This is a genomic window from Halorubrum depositum, from assembly GCF_007671725.1.
GTDB classification, from domain to species: Archaea; Halobacteriota; Halobacteria; order Halobacteriales; family Haloferacaceae; genus Halorubrum; species Halorubrum depositum.
Genome location: NZ_VCNM01000001.1, coordinates 220,154 through 232,929 on the forward strand (window position 1 = coordinate 220,154; position 12,776 = coordinate 232,929).

Annotated in this window: 14 protein-coding genes and 1 tRNA gene; 4 read left to right on the forward strand and 11 right to left on the reverse strand. The window is 70.2% G+C overall.

The window, feature by feature from the left end; genetic code table 11:
- Window positions 1-95 precede the first annotated feature (95 nt).
- The 3 genes from FGM06_RS01195 to FGM06_RS01205 all read left to right on the forward strand — a co-directional run bounded on the left by FGM06_RS01195 (window position 96) and on the right by FGM06_RS01205 (window position 2,878).
- Window positions 96-839, forward strand: a complete 744-nt coding sequence (locus FGM06_RS01195) for a competence/damage-inducible protein A (protein ID WP_144796658.1) — start codon at window positions 96-98, stop codon at window positions 837-839.
- An 86-nt stretch (window positions 840-925) separates the two neighbouring features.
- Window positions 926-2,392, forward strand: a complete 1,467-nt coding sequence (locus FGM06_RS01200) for a dihydrolipoyl dehydrogenase (protein WP_144796660.1) — start codon at window positions 926-928, stop codon at window positions 2,390-2,392.
- A gap of 129 nt (window positions 2,393-2,521) precedes the next feature.
- Complete coding sequence (locus FGM06_RS01205) at window positions 2,522-2,878, forward strand: DsrE family protein (RefSeq protein WP_144796662.1); 357 nt, start codon at window positions 2,522-2,524, stop codon at window positions 2,876-2,878.
- A 169-nt stretch (window positions 2,879-3,047) separates the two neighbouring features.
- Here FGM06_RS01205 and FGM06_RS01210 read toward each other — a convergent pair whose 3' ends face one another.
- From FGM06_RS01210 to FGM06_RS01235, 6 genes are all read right to left on the reverse strand, one after another.
- The gene (locus FGM06_RS01210; protein ID WP_144796664.1) at window positions 3,048-4,973 is read right to left on the reverse strand and encodes an ABC transporter ATP-binding protein; all 1,926 of its coding nucleotides are present in this window, start codon (window positions 4,971-4,973) and stop codon (window positions 3,048-3,050) included.
- A gap of 149 nt (window positions 4,974-5,122) precedes the next feature.
- On the reverse strand, window positions 5,123-5,842 hold the full coding sequence (locus FGM06_RS01215) for an SDR family NAD(P)-dependent oxidoreductase (protein WP_144796666.1): 720 nt from the start codon (window positions 5,840-5,842) through the stop codon (window positions 5,123-5,125).
- 68 nt (window positions 5,843-5,910) lie between these two features.
- Window positions 5,911-7,434, reverse strand: a complete 1,524-nt coding sequence (locus tag FGM06_RS01220) for a carotenoid oxygenase family protein (protein ID WP_144796669.1) — start codon at window positions 7,432-7,434, stop codon at window positions 5,911-5,913.
- Window positions 7,435-7,514: 80 nt separating this feature from the next.
- Window positions 7,515-7,943 (reverse strand): dCTP deaminase/dUTPase family protein, encoded by a 429-nt coding sequence (locus FGM06_RS01225; RefSeq protein WP_144796671.1) that lies wholly within the window; start codon window positions 7,941-7,943, stop codon window positions 7,515-7,517.
- A 99-nt stretch (window positions 7,944-8,042) separates the two neighbouring features.
- Window positions 8,043-9,332, reverse strand: a complete 1,290-nt coding sequence (locus FGM06_RS01230) for an MFS transporter (RefSeq protein ID WP_144796673.1) — start codon at window positions 9,330-9,332, stop codon at window positions 8,043-8,045.
- A gap of 280 nt (window positions 9,333-9,612) precedes the next feature.
- Window positions 9,613-9,687, reverse strand: a tRNA-Val gene (locus FGM06_RS01235).
- Window positions 9,688-9,770: 83 nt separating this feature from the next.
- Here FGM06_RS01235 and FGM06_RS01240 point away from each other — a divergent pair.
- Entirely contained in the window at window positions 9,771-10,295 is a 525-nt protein-coding gene (locus FGM06_RS01240; RefSeq protein ID WP_144796675.1) for a hypothetical protein, read from the forward strand.
- A gap of 4 nt (window positions 10,296-10,299) precedes the next feature.
- Here FGM06_RS01240 and FGM06_RS01245 read toward each other — a convergent pair whose 3' ends face one another.
- From FGM06_RS01245 to phoU, 5 genes are all read right to left on the reverse strand, one after another.
- Window positions 10,300-10,569, reverse strand: a complete 270-nt coding sequence (locus tag FGM06_RS01245) for a DUF7553 family protein (RefSeq protein ID WP_144796677.1) — start codon at window positions 10,567-10,569, stop codon at window positions 10,300-10,302.
- A gap of 135 nt (window positions 10,570-10,704) precedes the next feature.
- Window positions 10,705-11,238 (reverse strand): cob(I)yrinic acid a,c-diamide adenosyltransferase, encoded by a 534-nt coding sequence (locus FGM06_RS01250; protein WP_144796679.1) that lies wholly within the window; start codon window positions 11,236-11,238, stop codon window positions 10,705-10,707.
- Window positions 11,235-11,474, reverse strand: a complete 240-nt coding sequence (locus FGM06_RS01255; RefSeq protein WP_144796681.1) for a glutaredoxin family protein — start codon at window positions 11,472-11,474, stop codon at window positions 11,235-11,237. The genes FGM06_RS01250 and FGM06_RS01255 overlap by 4 nt, the downstream gene beginning before the upstream one ends.
- Before the next feature lie 47 nt (window positions 11,475-11,521).
- A complete protein-coding gene (locus FGM06_RS01260; RefSeq protein ID WP_144796683.1) occupies window positions 11,522-11,920 on the reverse strand; it encodes a thioesterase family protein in 399 nt (132 codons plus the stop codon).
- A 91-nt stretch (window positions 11,921-12,011) separates the two neighbouring features.
- Complete coding sequence (gene phoU / locus FGM06_RS01265; RefSeq protein ID WP_144796685.1) at window positions 12,012-12,686, reverse strand: phosphate signaling complex protein PhoU; 675 nt, start codon at window positions 12,684-12,686, stop codon at window positions 12,012-12,014.
- Window positions 12,687-12,776: the final 90 nt, after the last annotated feature.

A 12,776-nucleotide genomic window follows, 5' to 3' on the forward strand; every position in this document is an offset into this window, starting at 1 on the left:
CCGCGGAGCCCTCATGATTTTTCGGGTCGATGAGGACGGTCGGGTCGGTCCGCCGCGGGAAACGTACATCCCTCCGCCGGCCCAAGCGGGGATCGATGGAAGTCGCGCTGATCACGGTGGGCGACGAACTGCTCTCGGGCGACACGGTGAACACGAACGCGAACTGGCTGGCGGGGGAGCTGAGCGACCGCGGCGTCGCCGTGGCCCGGATCCTCTCGCTCCCCGACGATCGGGCCGAAATCGCGGAGCACGTCCGCGAGTACGCCGCGGCGTTCGACGCCGTGATCGTCACCGGCGGGATCGGCAGCACGCCGGACGACGTGACGATGGAGGCGGTCGCGGACGCGTTCGACCGCGAGATGGTCGCCACCGACCTCACGCGCGAGTCGGTCGATCGCCGGCTGGCCGCGATCCGCGAGCGCGTCCCCGACCGCGAGTTCGACGTCGACGCGGAGGCGGAGGCGGCGGTCCCCGAGGGGAGCCGCCCGCTCGTGACCGAGGCGGGGCTCGCCCCCGGCTGCGTGATCGAGGGCGTCTACGTCATGCCGGGCATTCCGGACGAGCTGAAGGCGACGTTCGCGACCGTCGCCGACGAGTTCGCCGGCGACCGGCGCTCGCGGTTCCTCTACACCGTGGAGCCCGAGTCGAACATCGTCCCCGCCCTGCGGGAGGCGATGGAGCGGTTCGACGTCGCCGTCGGCTGTTACCCCGACCGCGAGGCCGACCACAACCGCCTCAAGGTGACCGCGACCGACGACGACGCGCTCGAGGAGGCCGCGGCGTGGCTGCTGGCGAACGTGAACGCGAGCGAGACGCCGGTGCGACGGAACTGGGACTGAGACCGGGCAGAGACGTCCTCGCGGTCGTGTGCGACGCGCGCCACCGCGGACGGACCTTGATGAGGGTGGCCGTCGTCGTCGGGGCCATGCAGGAGTTCGACTTTCTCGTGATCGGGTCGGGGTCCGGACTGGACGTGGCGAACGCGATGGCCGGCCGGGGGAACTCGGTCGCGGTCGTCGAGGAGGGGCGGCTCGGCGGGACGTGTCTCAACCGCGGTTGCATCCCCTCGAAACAGCTCCTCTACCACGCCGACGTGATGGAGACGATCGAGGGCGCCAGCGCATTCGAGATCGACGCCGAAGTCAACGGCGTCGACTTCGCGGAGATCGTCCGGAAGGTGAACGAGGACGTCTCGGAGAGCTCCGAGTCCATCCGTCGGGGGCTCTCCTCGTCGAACGCTCACGACCTGTTCGAGGGGACCGGGCGCTTCGTCGACGACCGCACGGTCGAGATCGTCGACGGCGACGACGCGGGCGCGACGCTGCGGGCCGACACCGCCCTCGTCGCCACCGGCACGCGCCCCTCGATCCCCCCGATAGACGGGATCGAGGACGTGGACTACCTCACGAGCACGGAGGCGCTCCGGCTGGAGACGCCGCCGGAGCACCTCGTGATCGTCGGCGGCGGCTACATCGCGGCCGAACTCGGCCACTTCTTCGGGACGTTCGGCAGCGACGTGACGATCGTCGGCCGGCGCGAGCACCTGCTCCCGGAGGCGGACGCGGAGGTCGGCGAGGCCTTCACCGACCGCTACGCCGACCGGTTCGACGTGTACACGGGCTACGAGGCCGTCGCGGCCGACGAGACGGACGGCGAGGTGACGATCGAGGCCCGGCCGTACCCCGAGGCCGACGCGGTCCGCGCGGGCGGCGAGACGGTCGGCGCGCCCGACGAGGCTGAGAACGTGACGGTCTCGGGCGACGCGCTGCTCGTCGCCGCGGGCCGGCGCCCGAACACCGACGCGCTGAACCTCGACGCGACCGGCGTGGAGACGGACGAGGAGGGGTTCGTCGAGACCGACGAGTACCTCCGGACCGACGCCGACGGCGTGTGGGCGCTCGGCGACGTGGTCGGCGAGTACCTGCTGAAACACAGCGCGAACCACGAGGCGAAGGCCCTGATCCGGAACCTCCTCGGCGACGAGATGGATCCGGTCGACTACTCGGCGATGCCGTTCGCGGTGTTCGCGTCGCCGGAAGTCGCCGGTGTCGGTGCGCGCGAGCAGGACCTCCGGGCGACCGACGCGGAGTACGCCACCCGCACCTACGCGTACGACGAGACCGCCCGCGGGAGCGCGATGCACGCCGACGGGTTCGTGAAGGTCCTCATCGACCTGGACGGGAACATCGAGGGGTGTCACATCGTCGGTCCCGAGGCGTCGAACCTGATCGAGGAGGTCGTCGTCGCGATGACGTCCGGCTCGGGGACCGTCGAAGACATCCGCGACGCGGTGCACGTCCACCCCGCGCTCTCCGAGGTCGTCGACCGGGCCTTCTCGGGGCAGTTCTCCAGGGGCGGCGGCCACGACCACCAGCACCACCGTCACGGATGAGGGGCGGCGGCGGTCGCTCGCCTTCGAGTCGGCGCGCGATCCGTTGGTACGGTATCGCATGCCGAATCGGCGTTCCGGACACACACCCGCGGGTGGGTTTTGTATGGGTACCGTTTATAAACGGACACGATGGCAAAAGCAGCAGTCGTGATTCTCGCCGGCAACGAATCGCACGCCGACTACGGTCGCCTCGCGAACGCGCTCGAGGCCGCGAAGGAGTTCGCCGAGAACGACGACGACGAGCTCGAGCTCATCTTCGACGGCGCCGGAACCCAGTGGATTCCTGAGCTGGAAGACGAGGAGAGCGACTACCACGAGCTCTACCAGGCGGTCCGCGACGACGCGGCGGTGTGTGACTACTGTTCCGGCGCGTTCGGCGTCGAGGACGCCGTCTCCGACGCCGGCCTCGTCACGCTCGACGACCACGACGGCCACCCGAGCATTCGCTCGCTCGTCGACGACGACTACGAGATCATCACGTTCTGAGCGGCCGAGACCGGCTCGCTCCCTCGCGGACGATCACCGCTTTTTCGGGATCTTCCCCGACAGCGCCGCGTGGACGCGTCCGCGTTCGTCCGTCCGGACCGTCGTCTCGTCGCGGCGACGCGGCCGCGGAGGCGCGCTCGGGAGACCGGGTCGACGTCGCCGAAGGCGGTCACTCCGTCCGTTCCTCGTCCCCGTCGTCGCCGAGGTCGACGACCGCCTGTCGGCTGAGCGCGCGCTCGAGGAACGACCGGGGGAGCGACGCGATGTCTCCGGTCTGCACCCGCCAGAAGTTCGCGTACAGCCCGTCCGCCTCGAGCAGCCCCTCGTGCGTGCCGTCCTCGACTACCCGCCCGTCGTCGAGGACGAGAATCCGGTCCGCGGTCCGGACGCTCGACAGGCGGTGCGCGATGACGAACGTCGTCCGATCGGCGGCGAACGCGACGAGTCGGTCCTGGATGAGCGCCTCCGTCTCCGTGTCCACCGCCGAGGTCGCCTCGTCTAACACCAGGATCTCGGGGTCCTTGAGCATCGTCCGCGCGAGCGCCAGCCGCTGACGCTGGCCGCCGGAGAGCTTCACCCCCCGTTCGCCAACCAGCGTGTCGTACCCGTCGGGTAAGTTCTCGATGAACTCGTGGGCCTGCGCCCGCCGGGCGGCGCGTTCGACGTCGTCGTCGCTCGCGTCGAAGGTGCCGTACCGGAGGTTCTCCGCGACCGTCCCGAAGAAGAGGAACGGCTCCTGGCTGACGTAGCCGATCGACCGTCGGAGACTCCGCAGCGTCACGTCGCGGACGTCCCGTCCGTCGATACGGACGGCGCCGTCGTCGACGTCGTACAGCCGCGGCAGCAGCTTCAAAAGCGTCGATTTGCCGGCGCCGGTCGGTCCGACCACCCCGACGGTCGTCCCGCCCTCGACCGCGAAGTCGACGTCTTCGAGCACGGCGTCTCCCGAGTAGGCGAATCGGACGTCGTCGTAGGTCACGGCTCCGTCGCCGACTTCCAGCGGGCTGGCGTCGGAACGGTCTCGGATCGCGGGGTCCCGGGAGAGCACGCCCTGGACCCGGCTCCCGGCGGCCTTGGCCCGCTCGTAGTCGTCGACGACGTCGCCCAGCCTGATGATCGGCCAGAGGAACTGCTGGGCGTAGATGACGAAGGTGACGAACGCGCCCGGGGTGAGCGCGCCCGTCAGGCCGAACGCCGGGCGACCGAGCACCCACAGTCCGCCGACGAGGAACGTGACCGCGAAGCCGACGCCGGAGATGACGTTCAGTCCCGGGAAGTACGTGATCCGGACCTTGATCGCCGAGAGGTTGGCGGTGAGGTACTGGTCGGAGGCCTCGGCCACCCGCTCGGCCTCGAACCGCTCGGCCCCCTCGCTCTTGATGACCTCGATGCCGCTGACGTTGTTCTCCAGCCGGGAGTTCAGGTCGCCGATCTCCTCGCGGATCGAGAGGTATCGCGGCTCGATCAGCCGGGTGAAAAGCAGCGTGAACGCTGCGAGGAGCGGGATCGGCAGCAGAGTCACCGCCGTCAGCGGAGGGTTCAGCCCGACGAGGATCACTCCGATGCCGACGACGGTCGCGAGGATCCACAGCGTCGCGCTCAGTCCGTCCTCGAGGAACGTCTCGAGGGCGTTGACGTCGTTGTTGAGGACGCTCATCAGGTCGCCCGTCCGGTTGCCGGTGAAGTAGGCGAGCTCGAGGTCCTGGAGGCGCTCGTAGGCGTCGACGCGGAGGTCGCGCTGGACCCGCTGGGCGAAGACGCTCCACCCCCAGTCCTCGACCCACGAGGCGACCGCGCCGACGAGTGTCGCTCCCAAGAGGACCGCGATCGAGAAGTACAGCTGCCCGACGTCGGTGCCCGGCACGACCCCGTCCGGCACGAGCGGGAGCGCGTACGGACGCTCGGCGAGGAAGATCGCGTCGACGGCCAGTCCGATAACGAAGGCGGGGACGAGCCCGAACGCCCGACCGACGACGGTCGCGACGGCGCCGAGAACCGCGTACCGACGGCCGGTGCCGTACTCGACGTACAGTCGCCAGACGGGGTTCTCCGACCGCGAGCCGGGCGCGGCCGAGCGGTCGGGGTCCGTTTCCATACCTCTACACCCGTCCTTCGCGGGTTAAGAGCCTCCGGGTGGCGTCGTCCGACCCTCTCGCCCGCGACCCGCTCGCCCGCGACCCGCCGGTCGCTCGTTCGCGGTCGACTCGGCCGCGGAGGCGGAGCCGTCCCGGAGCGATCCGCCTTTTAAATGAACTCCGAGGGGTTCGGGCCGTTCGTGACGTGGACCTCGAACGGCTGCGTGCCGACGTCGTCCCGCTCGACCAGATGCCAGTACGTCTCGGCCAGCTCGTCGGGGTCGAGGAACGTCTCCGCCTCGCGGTCCGGATCGCGCTCGCGGGCACCGGGCGAGTCGATCTGGCCGTCGATGACGACGTGCGCGACGTGAACGCCCTCGCCGCCGAACTCCTGTGCGACGTCCATCGCCATCCCCCGGGCGGCGAACTTCGCGGCCGTGAACCCGATCGCGCCGCCGCGGCTCCGGACCGCCGAGGTCGCGCCGGTGAAGATCACCGTGCCGCCCCCGGCCGCGAGCATGTCGTCGACGGCCTCCTGCGAGCAGACGAACGCGCCGCGGCCGTTGACCGCCCACGCCTCCTCGAACGCCTCGACGCTCGTGTCCATGAGCCCGGTCCACGACGCGGCGCTCGCGTGGTTGACGAGGACGTCCACCGGTCCGAACGCCTCGCGCACCGCCTCGAAGCCGTCTCGGATCGCCTCCACGTCCGTCAGGTCCGTGGTGACCGCGAGCCCCTCTCCCGGGTCCGGGAGGTCGGCCGCGAGCCCCTCGATGTACTCCGTCGAGCGGGCGAACAAGGCCACCCGACAGCCCTCCGCAGCGAACTTCCGCGCGAGCGACTCCCCGAGCCCGGGGCCGACCCCGGCGACGACTGCCGTGCGAGTCATACGCGCGCTACGGGCTGCCGGGTGAAAACGGTGGTCGCTCCGGCAGCGGGCGTCGCCGCGGTCCGACCTCACCCGCCCGGCGCCGCCCGGAGCTCCGGGAAGTACCGGCCGTGGAAGTCGAAGGGGACCGCGTGCGACAGCGTCGCCCGGGCGCGCTCCGTGAACGTCTCGCCGTCGAGGACGAGCAGGCGCGACCGGTCGGCGTCGACGTCGAGCGCGACCGTCAGCACGACCCCGTCGTCCTCGCGCTCGCCGTCGGGCGCCGGCACGAATATCGGCTCGCCGAAGTAGTCGCCTCCCGCGTCGAACGTCTCCACTGTCCCCGTCTCGACGTCCAGCTTCAGGACCCGACGCGCCCACTCGGTGACCGGCGTGTCCATGCCCATCGCGTACACGTACCGATGCTCGCGACACCACCGCGCGGGCGACGCGGTCGGCAGCGCGCTACCGGCGTCGTACAGCGTCTCGCGGGAGACCGTCGCGTCGTCACGGTCTCCCTCGCCCGCGCCGCTGCCGTACCGGCCCGTCCCGGTCGCCGTCCCGAGGTCGACCGTGAATCGCTCGATCCGACCGGCGATGGCGCCCATCTCGCCGGCGCGGACGTTCTCCAGGTACAGCGAGTCGATCGCGGTCGCGTCCGGGACCGTCTCCAGGTCGAAGACGACCTCGCCCCCGCCGTCGCGCTCGAAGGCGTTGACGTGGTGGAAGCCGAAGGTCGGGTCCGCGACCGGCTCCGCGACGACGTCTCCCGTCGTCCGGTCGATCACGACGATCCGGGTCCCGCGCTCGGGCTCCCACTCGAACTGCTCGATGAACGGAGGTTGTCGCCCCGGCTTCAGGAACCGGCGCGGGTCGAGCCGGAGCGGGAACTCCGTCAACACGACGTACCGGGGCGTGAGCGCGAAGCTGTGCATGTACGCCGGGCGATCGGTCTCGACGCTACCGACGTGGCGCCGGTCCCCGTCGGCGGTCCACGCGGTGACGTGGTACCGGCTCGTCCGTCCGAACTCGGTGTCGACGGTGACGAGCGCGCCGGTCGCCGGGTCGCGCTTGAAGTGGGCACACGAGAGCTGGCCGCTCGGCGCGTCGCCGTCGCGGTCGGCGTACCCCGTCGTTTCGAGCGTGTCCGGGTCGAACCGGACGCCCCGCGGCGACTCGGTCAGCGCGACGTACGCGTCGCCGACCCGCTCGGCGACGATGTTCGCGTTGTCGTACGGCTCGGCGAGGAACGTCGCCAGCCGCGAGCGGAGCGTCGTCTCGCCGGTGGCGAAGCCGCCCTCGAACTCGCCGCTCGTCGCCGCCTCGTACGCGTCCGTCCGGAGGAAGCGGTTGCGGTAGTGGACAGCGTCGGTGTCGCCGTCGCCGTCATCCCCGGTCACCGAATCGGCGGTGTCCTCTGGATCGAAGGTGAAGCGGTACACCATCGCCAACCCGTCGAACCAGTGGTCCACCTCGCTCCCGTCCGGGAACGAGAACGTTCCGGGACCGTTTCGGATCAGGCTCCCCCGGAGCCATGGCGGCAGGTCGCCGCGCATCGGTATCGACGCGGCCGTCTCCTCGCGGAGCGAGTGGAACCCGGCGTGCGAGTTCATGACAGTCACCCGGGGCGCGGCGGGCTAAGGTCTGACGGCGACGCGAGGCGCGTCGGCCCGCCGACTGCAGCACGGACGACTCACGCCGGGTCGGCGTCGACCACCGTCGAGATCCGGGCGTTCTCCTTGATCCGGATCCCGGCGTCGCCGACGGACAGCGGGACACGCGGCAGTTCTGCGACGCGGAGCGTGGGATGGAACGCGCCCCGCTCCAGCAGCGCGTCCCGCGTCTGGACCGTGAACCGCAGGTCGTCGCCGGCGAACGACTCGTTGTGCTCGACGAGGTACGTGCCCGCGTCGAGCGACCACCACTCGTACTCGTCGTCGGGGTCGCGCTTCTCGCGCTCGCGCGGCTCGGTCGCGGCGGCCTCGAGCTCGCCGCCGCCGAAGTCGACGCGTCCCGGTCCGGTGATCTCGTAGACCTCGGCGACGGTCAGGTCGACGCCGCTCCCCTCGGTCTGTGTCGGTTCGTGCACGAGTCCGTCGATGTGGGTCGCATACGGCGACATCGGTGAGTCCGTTGCCGCCGAGGCGACCTAAAGGCACGCGGCGCCTGTGAGCGACGGGGCGCCGCACGTGACCGGCGAGGCCGGCGCCGCGACCGCGTCTCAGTCGGCGATCCGGTTCGCCGGGTCCCCGGTTGCGGCCGCGCGACGCGACTGGACGACGAACAGCGTCGTGGCGAAGCCGATGAACGCGGCCGCGAGCAGGAACCCGGTCTCCGTCGACGTGAAGTCCATCGTCGTCCCGACGATGACCGGGCCGAGGACCTGCCCGACCTTCCAGGAGATGGAGCGCAGCGACATGGCGCTCGCGACCGACTCGCGGCGCTCGCCCTTGTCGACGAACAGCGACATGCTCGCCGGCAGCCGGATCGAGTCGGCGACGCCGAGCAGCGAGTACGCGCCGAACAGCGCGAAGAAGGCGCCGCCGAGCGTCTGCGAGTCGTCGAGGTACGACACGGTCACCGGCGACACCGTCCCCTCGAAGTACGCCGCCAGCGGGACGGCCGCGGTGCCGACGCCGTACAGGAGGGCGCCCAGCGCGACGAACCCGTGGCGGCGGCCGTACCGGTCGGTGAGCCCGCCGACGAACCCCTGCGTGACCGCCTTCGTCGCCTTCCCGCCGGCCATGATCCAGCCGATGGCGAACGCCGAGATCCCGAACGAGGTCCGCGCGTAGATGGGGAGGAAGATGATCACGGCCATCTTGCCGACGCTGAACGTGAACCGGAACACGACCAGCGATCGGAGCATCGGGAGCGCGAGCAGCGACCGGAACGTCTCGATCCCGCCCGACTCCTCAGGGCTCTTCTGTCCGCCGGGATCGTCGCGGAGGAAGCGCCACACCAGCAGGAACGCCCCGAGCGTGATGAGCGAGAGGACCGCGTACGCCTCGGTGAACCCGTAGGCGTACAGGAGGTAGCCGCCGAAGAGGTCGCCCGCGAGCGACGAGACCGAGGCGAACTGGTTGTACGAGCCGAGCCAGAGCCCCTGGTCGTCGTCGGGGCTGATCTCGCCGATGACCGTCGCGCCCGTGATCCACAGCAGGCTCGCCCCGAGCCCCTGCGCCATCCGGACCAGGATCACGTGGACCGGACTGTTCACGAAGACGAAGCCGACGAAGACGGCGACGTTTAGCAGGAAGCCGGCGAGCAGATACCGCTTCGCGTTCCCCGTGTCGACCGCGCGGCCCAGCGGGAGCACGACGACCAACTGGACGAGAGCGAAGGAGGCTCCGAACAGCCCCTCGACGAACCCGGTGGTCCCGAACAGGTCCGCGTACAGCGCCAGCGCGATGAGGATCGTCGAGTACGCCTGACTGCGCGCGAAGGCGGTGCCGGCCAGCGATCCGAACTCCGCGTCGCGCAGGAGCCGCACCGAATCTCCGAGGGCCATGAATCGCGGTGGGCGGTGTAGCGGGTACGGGTATAAAAGGTCGAGAGACCCGGCGGCGGCTGCTGGATTCGGAGGCGGATTGGGCGCGTCAGCCGCGTCGACACCGAGCCGTCGCTCAACGCTCCTTCAGACGCAACAAGAAACCTGATGGGTCGGGGCGGATTCGAACCTCGGTCGCTCCGTTCGCTGTCGCTCACTTCGCTCCCTGCTTCGAATCCGCGGCACCATCTCGTCGACGTGGACCGCTCGCTGTCGCTCGCGGTTGCGGCGTCGACAGAAATGGGCTGGGGCGGATTCGAACCGCCGACCTGCTCCGTGTGAAGGAGCCGTCATAACCTGGCTAGACCACCAGCCCGCTCGTGTCGAGGTATCCGACCTCCGGACTTAAGGGTTACTTTGTCGCGAGGATTCATTCCCCGAGCGCCCCACGATCCGCCCATGACCCACGAGCTCCGATTCCTCGAACGCGTGCGCCAAGGCGTCGCGAGCCTGCTGCACCTCCCGCTGTCGGCGTTCGGGCTGTACGCGGAACGGGAGACGCCCCGCGACCAGTACGCGCTCACGCTCCGCGAGCCGTACCCGCTCGTCGAGGCGCGGCTCCACCGGCTCGGCTTCGTCCGCAACCTCGTCTCCTCGCTGAAGTTCCGCGACTACGCGGCCCCGCCGGAGACGTCGGTCGCCAGCTGGGTGCGCTATCCCGACGGCGCGCTCGCGAGCGACGACCAGCTCCACCTCGCGCTGTTCGTCGGTCCCGACCGCTCGACGACCGACGTGTACGCCCACTGGGAGCCGTCGTGGATCCGCCACCCGATCCGCCACTACCGGGCGAACGACGTCGACGCCGAGAAGGGGGTCGAGCGCACCCGTGCGCTGTTCGAGCGGGAGGGGGTCGAGTACGCCGTGCGACCGGCGGACGAGCGCCTCGCTGGGGCGATGGCGACCGCGGAGAACGGAGAGAGTTGAGGCGTTACTCCTCGGCGGCGTCGTGGCCGCGGTACTCCTTCACGCGCGCTCGGGCCGAGGCGACGGCCTCGCGCACCTCGCCCTCCGCGCGCTCCTCCAGCTTCTTCAGGTCGTCCTGGAGCCGGTCCAGCCGCGAGGGCTCCGGCTCCTCCTCGGTGCCGACGAGCTCCTTCACGCGGGCCTCGACGGGCTCGATCTCCTCTTTCACGCCCGCCTTCGCGTGCTCCGCCGCTCGACCGAGGTAGTACCGTGCGTCTTCGAAGTGCTTGCTCATATCTGTCCTTTGGATGGCGACGGATATATTCTTTGTGGCCGCGGGGAGGCGACAGGATTGTGCGCCGACACTCGATCGCCGCTGCTCGCCGGTCCGTCTCGTCGTCGACGCGGCGGAGGACCGCCCGTGGACCCGTCAGTACGAGGGCGACTCCTCGGGCTCGCCGTCGCGCGCGTTCGCGACCCGGCCGAGCGTGAACAGCAGGTCGGAGAGGCGGTTGAGGTACGAGACCACCGTCTCGTTGATCGGCTCGGAGCGCGCGAGCTCGACGACCCGGCGCTCGGCGCGGCGCGTCACGGTCCGGGCGTGGTGGAGGCGCGCGCCCGACTCGCCGCCGCCGGGGAGGACGAACGACGTCAGCGGCTCCAGCTCCTCGTCGAAGGCGTCGATCCGGTCTTCGAGACGCTCGACCAGCTCGGACTCGACCTGCGGATCGTCGGGATCCGGGTCCGGGTTCGCGAGGTCCGCCTGCACCACGTGGAGGTGGTTCTGGACCGTCTCCAGCAGGTCGTCGAGGTCGTCGTGCCCGGTCGGGCGCACGGTCCCGATCAGCGCGTTCGCCTCGTCGACGGTCCCGTACGCCTCGATCCGCGGGCTGGACTTCGACACGCGGCTCATGTCGCGGAGGTCGGTGTCGCCCTGGTCGCCGCGTCCGGTGTAGATGGTCATGCGAGGGTCCGGTCGACGTACTCTACGATGTTCGCGCTCTCGGCCATCGTCACGCCGCGGTCCTCGTCGATCAGGACCGGGACGCCGCGCTGGCCGCTGACACGCTTCACGTCGTCGCGGTCGGAGTGGAGCGCGTCGACCCACTCGGTCTCGTACTCGATTCCGGCGTCGTCGAGCGCGTCGGACACCTTCTCGCACCACGGACAGCCGTCGAGCGCGTAGAGTCGGATCGCCATACCCGTTCGATCGGCGCGCGGCGGCAAGAAGGTACGGCCTCGGCGACCTACAGCTCGTGGTACGACGCCATCCCCTCGCGGAACGCCGGCGGGACCGGCGCGGGTTCGCCGGAGTCGGGGTCGAGGCTGACGAGCGTCGCCTGGCCCTCGGCGACGACCGCGCCGTCGACCCGCAGCTCGTGCGTCATGGTCACGCTCGAGCGACCGATCTCGGCGACGTCGAGCTCGACCGCGACGGTCCCGTCCGTCAGCTCGACCGGCCGGCGGAAGTCCAGCGAGAGCGACGCCAACACCGTCGACACCCGCGAGAGGTCGGCGTCGAGGACGTCGCGGAAGTACTCCGTCCGGGCCTGTTCGACGTACGTCGCGTAGACGGCGTTGTTGACGTGGCCCATCGCGTCGATGTCTCGGAAGCGGACGTCGATCTCGGTCGCGTAGGTGCTCATGTCGGGTCGTCCGCGGGAGGCGGTATGTAGGCGTCGGGATCGGTCGGCGGCCGCGTCCGGCGTCGGTCGATGAAAACGGGGGGAGCCGTCGTCAGTACAGCAGCTCGTCGTCGTTCTCGATCATGTACAGCGACCGGGCGGCGATGTTGACGGCGTGGTCGCCGACGCGTTCCAGGTCGCGGATCGTGAGGAGGAGCCGCGAGACGTTCCGCATCGTCCCCTCCACGTCCGCCTCCTCACGGAGCTCGTCGCGCTCGATGAGGTCGCGGACGACGAGTTCGCTCGCGGCCTCGCAGGCGGCGTCGAGTTCCTCGTCCGCCTCGGCGACGGCGTAACACAGCTCCGGGTCCGACTCCGCGTACGCGTCCATCGCCTCGTCCAGCATCGCCAGCGTGTCGTCGCCGATGCGCTGGACGTCGACGTCGGGGAACACCTCGCGGTCCGCCCGCTTCGCGTACCCGCCGAGGTTCGTCGCCAGGTCCGCGATCCGCTCGAGGTCGGTGATGATCTTGAACGAGGCCGCGATGAACCGCAGGTCGCCCGCCACCGGCTGCTGGAGCGCGATGAGATCGGTGCACTGTCCCTCCAGTTCGAGGTACAGGTCGTTGATCTCGGCGTCGCCGGTGATGACCTCTTCGCCCAGCTCGGCGTCCTGGGTCTCCAGGGCGTCGAGTCCCATCCGGAGCCGCTCCGCGACGAGTTCGCTCATGTAGAGCACGTCGTCGCGGAGCCCCTCCAGCTTCGACTGGTACTGTTCGCGTGGCATCGTGTTGGCGTATCCGCCTCACCGGACGTATAAAAACACGTCGGCGACCGAACGATCGGTTTCTCTCCCCCGCCGGCGTGCGACCGTCGC

Bases quoted from the DNA above. Each gene is read 5' to 3' on its own strand.
- FGM06_RS01195 (WP_144796658.1), top strand. From the start codon at position 96: ATGGAAGTCGCGCTGATCACGGTGGGCGACGAACTGCTCTCGGGCGAC.
- FGM06_RS01200 (WP_144796660.1), top strand. From the start codon at position 926: ATGCAGGAGTTCGACTTTCTCGTGATCGGGTCGGGGTCCGGACTGGAC.
- FGM06_RS01205 (WP_144796662.1), top strand. From the start codon at position 2,522: ATGGCAAAAGCAGCAGTCGTGATTCTCGCCGGCAACGAATCGCACGCC.
- FGM06_RS01210 (WP_144796664.1), bottom strand. From the start codon at position 4,973: ATGGAAACGGACCCCGACCGCTCGGCCGCGCCCGGCTCGCGGTCGGAG.
- FGM06_RS01215 (WP_144796666.1), bottom strand. From the start codon at position 5,842: ATGACTCGCACGGCAGTCGTCGCCGGGGTCGGCCCCGGGCTCGGGGAG.
- FGM06_RS01220 (WP_144796669.1), bottom strand. From the start codon at position 7,434: ATGAACTCGCACGCCGGGTTCCACTCGCTCCGCGAGGAGACGGCCGCG.
- FGM06_RS01225 (WP_144796671.1), bottom strand. From the start codon at position 7,943: ATGTCGCCGTATGCGACCCACATCGACGGACTCGTGCACGAACCGACA.
- FGM06_RS01230 (WP_144796673.1), bottom strand. From the start codon at position 9,332: ATGGCCCTCGGAGATTCGGTGCGGCTCCTGCGCGACGCGGAGTTCGGA.
- FGM06_RS01240 (WP_144796675.1), top strand. From the start codon at position 9,771: ATGACCCACGAGCTCCGATTCCTCGAACGCGTGCGCCAAGGCGTCGCG.
- FGM06_RS01245 (WP_144796677.1), bottom strand. From the start codon at position 10,569: ATGAGCAAGCACTTCGAAGACGCACGGTACTACCTCGGTCGAGCGGCG.
- FGM06_RS01250 (WP_144796679.1), bottom strand. From the start codon at position 11,238: ATGACCATCTACACCGGACGCGGCGACCAGGGCGACACCGACCTCCGC.
- FGM06_RS01255 (WP_144796681.1), bottom strand. From the start codon at position 11,474: ATGGCGATCCGACTCTACGCGCTCGACGGCTGTCCGTGGTGCGAGAAG.
- FGM06_RS01260 (WP_144796683.1), bottom strand. From the start codon at position 11,920: ATGAGCACCTACGCGACCGAGATCGACGTCCGCTTCCGAGACATCGAC.
- phoU (WP_144796685.1), bottom strand. From the start codon at position 12,686: ATGCCACGCGAACAGTACCAGTCGAAGCTGGAGGGGCTCCGCGACGAC.